Origin of the sequence: uncultured Bacteroides sp., assembly GCF_902472605.1 — a bacterium.
In the GTDB taxonomy this organism is placed as follows: domain Bacteria; phylum Bacteroidota; class Bacteroidia; order Bacteroidales; family Bacteroidaceae; genus Phocaeicola.
Genome location: NZ_CABROP010000071.1, coordinates 1 through 9,867 on the forward strand (window position 1 = coordinate 1; position 9,867 = coordinate 9,867).

Sequence of the window (9,867 nt, forward strand, 5' to 3'; positions counted from 1 at the left end):
GCTATGTTCCTATTTTTCAATAAATTATATTTATTCTTATATCGAACTCACGTTACTTATTATATAAATCAATTGCTGCTGTTATTCTTGTATCACTTTGTCTTATAATTAATTTAGGACGGATGAATCTTTCATTATTTTCTCCAATAGATGGAGTACCTAGGTTATTTTCCCATATATATTTTTCTATGTTCTTATCAAATTTGAAATGCGTTTCTTTTCGTCTTTTCTGTAGCTCTGTTGGATAATTAATATGGTATAATTGTACATTATTTCCTCCAGAAATATAAGGTGGATAATTTTCATTATCACACAAAAAGAAACTTTTTACTCCTCCGATATTAACCCCAGTTCTCACTTCACAAATCTGACTAAGATTGTATGAATTCTTTTCTATTTTCTCTAGGATTGCACTATATGGATTAGGTCTTGATATACAATAGTCTTTTGATGTTAAACAGGATAAAACATCAATATATTGTGGAATTCCATTTAAATCTTCTTTCCATGTAGATAGATGATTTTGTTGTTGTGAGGTAATAGATATAATTAGTTGTCCACTTGATACATTTTTAAATGCAGTAAGTCCTGATACAATTTCTTTAATGTAGTACTTAGATAAGATAAAGTGGCGTAAATTAGCAAATGGCTTCTCAAAGAAAGACAAGTCTATAATAAAGTTACAGATACCTCTAGAATTAAAGATTTTAACTCCTCGATAAATAAAGAATTGAACTGAATGGTAACGTCCTCTCTTTTTTTTATTTGAAATATATGAAATGTCTGATTTTATAGCTTCAAGAAGTTTTTCATCTATGCTTACAGCCTGTCGTGAATAATAACTAATATACGGCGGATTCCCAATCACAATATCAAACCCGCTTTTCCCCTCTTCCCTGTTGAATACATCGCTAAACCAGGTATGCCAAAGGAAAAATTGGTTGTTTTCAGCTAGGTTGATGTCTTTTAGCTTGGCAAGGATGGCCTGGTCTACCAGGCCTGCTTCCAGTTGGCGGTTGATGGTGTCGGATATTTCTTGTTGCAGGCGGACTTTACGAGTATGGTCTGTGCAAGAATAATAAGCGGTCAGCAGTTGGGAGACTGTTTTTTGAAGGCGGTTTTTCTCATTGTCAAAGAGAGAAATTTCTCCTTTATCCTTTTTATGTTCTTTCTCGTAGGTGAGTTTGCTTAAATCTACTCCCATAAAACTTTCTATCAAAGAATTGCCTTGCATAATCTTATAGTCTAGATTTGGGAGTGGCGAAGGAGTTTCCTCGTCCACTACGATGGACAACCAGAAACGCAAACGTGCTATGTCGACAGCTCCTTTTTCAATGTCTACCCCGTAGATATTGCGTTGTATGATTTGCTTTTTCAATTCAGCACGGTCATAGTGTTCCCCACTCAGGGCTTCTCGGCAATGTAGCAATGCATTGAGTAGTCCCATGGGAAAGGCACCGGAGCCAATGGCTGGGTCGCATATTTTTATTTCTTCCAGTGCGGTGAGCAGTTTGGCTTTCTTGTTGTCTGGAATGTCGGTCACGCTTTCTTCAGGCGAAAGGACAAAGGCACGAACCTTGTCCTTAGCCAAAGTAGTATGGGTCTCCAAATAGGCAATCAATGATTCTTGACACATGTAGCGGACTATCTCCTTGGGCGTATAGAACGCTCCTTTGTCTTTATTGTCTTCCAACAGGTTTTCAAAGATTTTACCTAGCATTTCCGGATCAACTCCCACCTCAGCGTCGTTCGGGTCGTTTTCATCGATGGTGAAGTTGTATTCACTGAAGAACTGGAACAGCTTTCTAAAATAGTCTGCGGGGAACACACTTTCCGGCTCATCGTCTGCATCACGTTCGAACAGGCCACCGTTGAGGTATGGAATATCCTTCCATTCGGCCAGTAAGGACTTATCCCAGCCATATTGATGAAACAAATCTTCGCGTTCCGACGGTCGGGTATTCAAAATTCCGAAAAACAAGGGTTCCAATACGGAATCCAAGTAATCATCCTGATAATGGGAACGTTCAAACAGATGTTGCATATAGTTCAGGTCACCGTTCATCCAGCCTTTACGCTGGAGAAAGTGCAAGAAAGTGATGCGTCCCATCATTTTCTTTATGTAGTCACGTATCTTTTTCTCGTCGTATCCAAAGGCTTGCATTAAAGCGGTGTTGGGAGAACCGACTGTCTTCTCCACCCACTTGTTTCCTGATTTGACAAAACGTTTGCCAGTGACGTACTGTATGAAGTCGGCATACTGTTCGCGGTAGCGGTCGAAAAATTCGTCGGACAGGGCTTCTACGGAAAAGGCTGTTTTCAGGTTCTCAAATGAGATGCCTTTTTTCTGGAGATAAAGTAGACGTTCTATCGGGGTCCTGTACAGCAGGTCTTTGCTGCCGAATACGTAGGTATATCGTTTCGGGGCCGTGGATTCTTCCTTGATGTCACAGATAAAAGACAGTCGCCAGTGGTCATGGCTGTCATACACTACGAGGGCTGCATCAAACTCTCCCCATTGCGGATTGATGAATGATTTGACCAGGTTACGGAGCCCCACACGGCGGTTGGCTACTGAACCTTTGTGAATCTGATAGCAGAACAAACCCACACGGAAATTGTCTGAGGTCTCGATGTTCCCCAGGTAATATCCTTTTTCCTCTTCATGAGGCGTATGAAGGCTTTCAGGAATCTTCTTCAATTCTGTAGCATGGAAGAAGTATTGTAAAAGAGAATACCAGTCGCTGAGTTGGAATGCAGACTGAAACATTTGCCGCAAGGTATCATGGGTATAAATGGGTGTCATAGAGATGCTTTTTTAGATGAATGTTTCGGAGATGATGATTTGTGGGGCTGAAATTTCCTGCTGGTCTTGACGAGGTTCCCGATTTTGGATACGATAGTCTTCCAGCAATCGACTGATGGATAACTGGAGTTTGTATTCATCTTGTCGGATGCGGCTACGCTCGTTCTTATACTCACGGGACAATGTTTTCAAGCGTCGGGGCAATTGGGCATAGATCCCTTCGTTGATGTAGCCAGTCAGTAGGTCACAGTGTGCTTTGAGTTCACTATCCGTTGCCAATTGTTTGACGGTACGCAGAAAGTTTCGAGCCTCCAGTGAGGTCCGGTCCAAGTCCGTTCGGTGGATAGAAGCGGTGTCGGCTGCTTCTACATATTCTTTCCGATACAGTAGAAGTGCTTCGTTTACATGGCGGTAATGGAGGGTATCATCGGTAAATGGTACGGCTTGCTCTTCCGGTCGCGCTTTCAGGTAGCGGACGGCTTCCAAGAAATCAATCACTTTTACACCGGATTTGGTGGCGAGATAAAACTCGGTTTTGACATTGGACGACACGAAAATGACAGATTGGCTGTTGTGCTTACCTGTATCGCGTAGCACACGGCTTTTCATTGGCAAGGATTTGATTTTGTGGTAGAGTCTGCGATTGTTACGGCAAATCTCCCTGATTTCCCGTAGGAGCATGATTTTTTTGTCAATATGGTCTTTGATGTCGCTGTCGAATAGTGTGAACTGTCTGACAATTTCTTCGCGGGAATAAATCTGGGCGTCTTCTCCAAAGGCAGAATGAAAGCCTTGCAGTTTGACAAGGGCATTTTTGTAAAGTTGTATTTCCTTGTCGCCTTGCCGGGACGGATAGAACAGATAATTGTATATATGGGGAGCCGAGGAGCCGATACGATTTACTCGTCCGATACGTTGCATCAGCCGAGTCGCGTTCCAAGGAGAATCGTAATTGACAATTACATTGGCCCGGTGCAGGTTTACACCTTCGGCCAGGACATCAGAAGTCAGAAGGAGATTGTATTTCCCGGTGTCTGTCGGCCAGTTGGCGTCAAAATTTTCCTTGATGGTTTGTCCCAGTCGGTTGCGGTTGGCAGCGGTTACCATAAGTACATCTTTTCTTCCAAGCTCTTGGGTGATGCGGCCATATAGGTATGTAAGGGTATCCACGCTTTCTGAGAACAGAACCAGTTTGCCGGACGGATTGATTTTTGTATCCAGCAGTTCTCTTTGTAGCCGCTGGGCGAAAAGGTCGAATTTCGGGTCGGCTTTTTCTTTCTCCCAATCGGCATTTAACTGCTCCAATATTTCTTTATCGTGGCGGAGCATTTCAAGAAATCCGGGCTGGAAGGCTTCGGATGGAAAGAGAATGTCTTCGGCTACATATCCTTTGGCGACGGCATATTCGATGATTTGGTCCAGTTCCATGTCTTTTGCTTGTAAGTCTTTTACTTTCAGGTCGGGTGCAATGATGACTTTGTTTTCCTGAAACATCTTAATCATGTCTGTCGTGATACGAAGCAGAGTACGGAGAGATTGCTTGAAGGCGTAGAAACTGCTTTCCAGTCGTTTTACCATGTGTACCCGGTAGATACCTGCCAGTGTCTGACCAATATGTTCCGCATTTTTGTATTTGTTTCGATATTCCGGTTTCAGGAACTCAACGGCACGGTAGCGGGCATAATCTAATCCCGTACCGCCGGGATTTCTGGGCGATTTTCCGTCGGTTAGCTGTTTCAGTGTTTCATAGAAACGACGGCTGGTAGTCGCACTCATTTGGTATTCCAGCTCGTTGGGCGGCAATATATCGGGAAAGACGATGCCTTGCGACCGGATGTCGGCCCGATAGTCCGGGTCGTTCAGAATATTGTTCCGGGTACGACGGATGGTAATCTTGTCTATTACTTTATTGCGTATTTGTTCGTAAATCCGGTCTATTTCGGTAGTTACATCTCGTTGGTCGCGTTCTCGCATCACCTTGTTATAGTCTTGAATGAGTGGTGAGAAAAAGGCTTTCAGATTTGGAATGCCGTCGATAGTACAGTGCCGGCTGTTCTGAAAAAGCAGCAGAAGATTCTGCAAATCATCCGGACGGTTGTTCAGAGGGGTGGCCGACAGAAGCATGACTTTCTTCTGGTTATTTTTAAGTAGTCCTGTATGTGCGCAGGGTGACTTGCATATCTTTTGCAGTTCGTCGTATTTACCGGAAGTGTCACTGCGGAATCCGTGGGCTTCGTCTACAATGATTAAATCGAATGCTTCTTTGTCTTTGTACTGGTCGCGTCCTTCCAACACTTTGCTCAGGCTGCCGTTAGTAATGAACTGTGTTTTCTTGTAAATGCCGAACTGCTTGAATGTATTTTTCCAGTTGTCCTCAAGCGCAGGAGGATAGATGACCAGGATATTTGTGTCTTGACCGTTTGTTTCGACAAATCGTTTGGCTATCATGGTAGCGATTAAGGTCTTTCCTAATCCAACCACATCGGCCAGAAAAAGTCCGTTGTGTTTCATCAGCATTTGAAAACCTTGTATCACGGCATCTTTCTGGTATTTTAAGTCTTTCACTCCTTCAGGTAGTTGCAAGGAGAAATCGTCTTCCACCTGGTCGCCGAACGTATCAATTAGTACTTTAATGTATAGTTCATAGGGGGTGGGTTGACAGCCTAAATAGGTATGTTTTTTATAAGTTTCTATGTCATCTGCCGTAAGTGGAATTGCTTCATTCCATAAGGCCTTGAACTCGTCGTAGCAATACCGTACGTCATCATAGTCTTTCATGGCTACATTCAGTTCGTAACGAGGGGCCTGCGACACTCCAAGTCCTGATTCAGAAATGTTGGAGGAACCCATAATCACCCATCCGTCACTGTGCTCGCTATGGTGCTGAGGCAGACAGAGGTAAAATTTGGCATGCAGGTTTTTGGTGGCATGGATGCGCATTTGCAAACGGCCTGATACCAGGTCGTCACACATTTGCAGGATACCTTCTTCTATTTCTGGAGCATAACGGGCTTGTATAATATCTTCCTTGAAGCCGTCCTGATAAATGGCTTTGGCTTTTTCTTCATCAGCCAGCATGAGCAGGGCCTTGTTGTGTTTGCGGAAAATATCGTCGATGTTGATTCCTACCAGAATTTTTATTTCGGAGATGTCGCCTAGTTCTTTCCGTAATTTGAAATAACCGGAAGAGCGGAAGAACCCGACAACAGCCAGGAAACGGTCGAAGGTGACCATTTCGGAAGAGATGCCTTTCAGTTTATCGAAAAGCGTATGGCCGGATTCGTTGTTGAAAAACTTTGTACTCACAGTCCGACAACATTTGGAAGGATCAGGACTCCGGTATCCTTTGTGTGATTCAATACCAATTGTTAAGGCATAAAAAAAGCGTGAAGCCCTGCACTGTCGCTCGCTTCACGATTAGAGGCTCCTGGAAATTGCCCTGTAAGTCGAAACGAGCAACGCAGAAGCCCCACGCCGATATGTATATATAACATACCCTTACGCCAGAAGCCACCACAGGCGTACAGATACACTTATGGCTATCGGGCATAACAGGTATGGATATAACACACCCATGGGGCATTTACGTTGCTTTGTTCTTGACTTACAATTTGAAATTTTTCCAGGATTTCTAATCGTCAAAACCAAAGCGTAGTAAACGCCTTTCAATATGTCTTGTCCAGTTTTCTGGCTTTTCCAAAAGAAAAAGGCTGGAACTGAACTTTGCAAAAGTAATAAAAGTATTCGGTTTGTTCCAACTCAGAAGTGTATAAAAACGGATTAATTACATAAACAGACAACCGTATCCGTAATTTGGGGTTTTATTTTTCCCCATATTAGACTTGAAAAATCCTGATTTTTACCATCTAGAAAAACGCAAGTGCGTTTCAATCCAAACGCCTTTGCGTTTGAAGTAAAACGTCGAAGCGTTTTAGGTAAAACGCACTTGCGTTTAAAAGAAAACGTCCTTGCGTTTTGTGACGAACGCAAGGACGTTTTTTTTATGCCTGTTTTTCGGGCCCTGAAAAGTCGGTTTTCAGACTTCCAGTGCTCCGATGATGTCGCGTACGGAACTGTATCCGTGACGGTCCAGATAGTCGTTAATACCTTCGGCCACTTTCACGGTGATGGCTGGGTCGATGAAGTTGGCTGTACCAATCTGGATGGCAGTGGCACCGGCCAGCAGGAATTCCACGGCATCCTTCCAGTTCATGATACCGCCCAGACCTACTACCGGAATCTTCACGGCCTTGGCTACCTGCCATACCATGCGCAGGGCGATGGGTTTCACGGCCGCACCGCTCATACCGCCGGTCACGGTAGACAGCACCGGACGGCGCTTCTCGGCGTCGATGGCCATACCCAGCAGGGTGTTGATGAGCGACACGCTGTCGGCTCCGGCACCTTCTGCAGCACGGGCAATCTCAGTGATGTCGGTCACGTTGGGTGACAGTTTCACAATCAGGGTCTTCTTGTAGACCTTGCGCACAGCGCTCACCACTTCGGCCGCTCCATGGGCCGTCACACCGAAAGCCATACCTCCCTGCTTCACGTTCGGGCAAGAGATGTTCAGCTCGATGGCCGGGATGTTTTCCAGTTCGTTGATGATGGAAGCCGTTTCGGCATAGTCTTCCACTTGCGAGCCGGATACGTTCACAATCATGTTCGTGCGGATGTCTTTAATCTGTGGATAGATGTGGTCTACGAAATAATGCACGCCCTTGTTCTGCAGTCCCACGGCATTGAGCATACCCATGGGCGTTTCGGCCATACGCGGATAAGGGTTTCCTTCCCGATGGTGAAGCGTGGTACCCTTCACGATGATGCCTCCGATTTTCTCCAGGTCGACGAAATCCTGGAACTCCAGTCCATATCCGAATGTACCCGATGCCGTCATGACCGGGTTCGACATGTTCAATTTACCGATGTTTACGCTTAAATCTGCCATAATAGTTTCTTTATATTAAATACCGGACCTTCTTTACATACGCACACATGTCCCTCGTCGGTCTTTTCCACGCAGCAGAGGCAGGCGCCGACGCCGCAGGCCATGGTGTTTTCCAGTGACACTTCACATTCGATGCCTTCTGCCTTGGCATACTTGGCCACTGCCACCATCATGGGTTTCGGGCCGCAAGTGCAGATCAGGTCGAATCGTTTTTCTTTCAGTACGCTGTGCATGGTGACGTATCCTTTTTCGCCCATGCTGCCGTCTTCGGTGGTGGTGTACACGTCGCCGAGGGCTTTGAACTCTTCCAGCTGGAGCAGGTCGTTCTGTGAGCGGGCACCTAACAGGAAGGTCGGCTTGCATCCCCGTTTCAGGAGGGCTTCACCCAGGTAGAGCATGGGAGCCGTACCTACGCCGCCGCCCACGAGCAGCACTTTGGTGTCGGGCGAATCCGGTATCGTGAATCCGTTGCCCAGCGGGAGCACCACGTTCACCGTGTCGCCTTTCTCTACGGTGGCCAGTTTACGGGTACCGTCGCCTACGAGCTGGACGAGGAACCACACTTCGTTTTTCTCTCTATCTACATAGTTGATGGAAATGGGGCGACGCAGGAAAGTGGTCGGCGAGCCGTCCACCCGGATTTCGGCAAACTGTCCCGGAAGCATATCGGGCAAGGGAGCCTCTTGCGTCAGCTTGATGAGAACGTAGTTCGCATGCAGGCGAAGGTTCTCGGTGACTGTCAAATCTAAGATGTATTTCTTCATATAAAAAAGGTAAATTCGTTTCTGTTACGCAAAGATACGAATTTACCTTTTATATGCCTAACTCCCGGGGGGATGCTTTTTCCCGTGCGAGGCGTTATTTTTCGGGTTTGAAGACCTCGTAGGTGCCGTTGTCGAAGAAAATGCGTATTTCGGTAATCTTCGGATGTGGCTTCTCGATGTACTTAACTTCCTCTCTGATAATCTCTTTGGGGGGATAAACCACCTTGGGAACCTCGTCCTCCTTGCAAAAATCGGGAGAATCCGGTTCGTCGGACGTGTTTTTCGGATTCTCAAGCGGTTGGGTGAACAGGTCCATGCCTGTCACGGCGGGAGCGCTTTCTTCCATTTCGCCTTCGCCGTAGAGCAGCCAGTTGATGTTGACATACGGACAGGCTTTGTGGATGCGCATCACGACTTCCAGGCTCGGTTTGTTTCGCCCGCTGAAGATGTGCGACAGTGACGAGGTGGAAATCCCGATTTTTTCGGCGAATTCGGCGTTCGTCAATCCCTCTTTTTGCATGATTTTTAGAATCCGGTCCTTCATATACAAATGGAAATGGCTTTGTTTGTTGATTACAAAAGTAATTCTTTAAATTTAGAAATGCAAATTTATAAATCTAAATTTACATCATTACAGATGTAAAGATACGTATTCCATTTGTATAATTTCGCTTCTATACAAGTGTAAATACAATTGTAATTTACTTTATCTTATATTGTTATATTGCTGGTTTTATGCTATTTATAGTTTGATACATGTGTATATTGGGGTGAAATTGAAGTTTATTCGTCTTATTTCCTCTTTTTCTTGAATGGATTTGTGGAAATTCGATTTATAATAGCTGGTAATCAGTTAATTATGTATGATTAAAGTGAATGTTATATTTATTCGTTTACATTTAGAGATGTAACGGTTTATTCTTGTAAAACACTTTGTATCAGTGTAATCACTCCCCTACTCGATACGGAATATTTACATTTGTAGCGTATAAAAGTTGTAAATACAAATGTAAATTATACAAATCTGCACGAAAGCAGGTTTACTTTTGTATTTTTCTTCTTCCAATTCTACTTGTAATTGACCGTTTGTAGGGAAACCTCGTGAGAATTCAAAATTTGACGTCCATTTGTATTTTGTTCCGGATTTTTCAATTCTCGTGAAAACGAAAAAAAGAGGCTGTCTCAAAATAGAAAATAGAGATAGGGCCACTTACAATCTATAAGCTACAACATAAAAATCTCCTGCTTTTAGTCCTATAATTGCAATAAACAAGGGCCAAAGCAGGAGATTTTTTACTTCTAAGTTTCAATCTATAAGATTTTTACTTTTGCAATTCTATTTTGAGACG

Annotated in this window: 5 protein-coding genes; all 5 read right to left on the reverse strand. The window is 44.3% G+C overall.

Annotated elements, in window-relative coordinates:
* Window positions 1–52: 52 nt before the first annotated feature.
* The gene (locus RDP42_RS12215) at window positions 53–2,806 is read right to left on the reverse strand and encodes an Eco57I restriction-modification methylase domain-containing protein (protein WP_308763911.1); all 2,754 of its coding nucleotides are present in this window, start codon (window positions 2,804–2,806) and stop codon (window positions 53–55) included.
* 12 nt (window positions 2,807–2,818) lie between these two features.
* Window positions 2,819–6,112, reverse strand: a complete 3,294-nt coding sequence (locus RDP42_RS12220) for a helicase-related protein (protein WP_308763912.1) — start codon at window positions 6,110–6,112, stop codon at window positions 2,819–2,821.
* 730 nt (window positions 6,113–6,842) lie between these two features.
* Window positions 6,843–7,754: a dihydroorotate dehydrogenase gene (locus tag RDP42_RS12225; RefSeq protein ID WP_148329833.1), complete on the reverse strand. Its 912-nt coding sequence runs from the start codon at window positions 7,752–7,754 to the stop codon at window positions 6,843–6,845.
* Complete coding sequence (locus RDP42_RS12230; protein ID WP_308763914.1) at window positions 7,742–8,518, reverse strand: dihydroorotate dehydrogenase electron transfer subunit; 777 nt, start codon at window positions 8,516–8,518, stop codon at window positions 7,742–7,744. Before RDP42_RS12230 ends, RDP42_RS12225 begins: the two co-directional genes overlap by 13 nt.
* Before the next feature lie 94 nt (window positions 8,519–8,612).
* The gene (locus RDP42_RS12235) at window positions 8,613–9,062 is read right to left on the reverse strand and encodes a helix-turn-helix transcriptional regulator (RefSeq protein ID WP_204479754.1); all 450 of its coding nucleotides are present in this window, start codon (window positions 9,060–9,062) and stop codon (window positions 8,613–8,615) included.
* Between the last annotated feature and the right edge of the window lie 805 nt (window positions 9,063–9,867).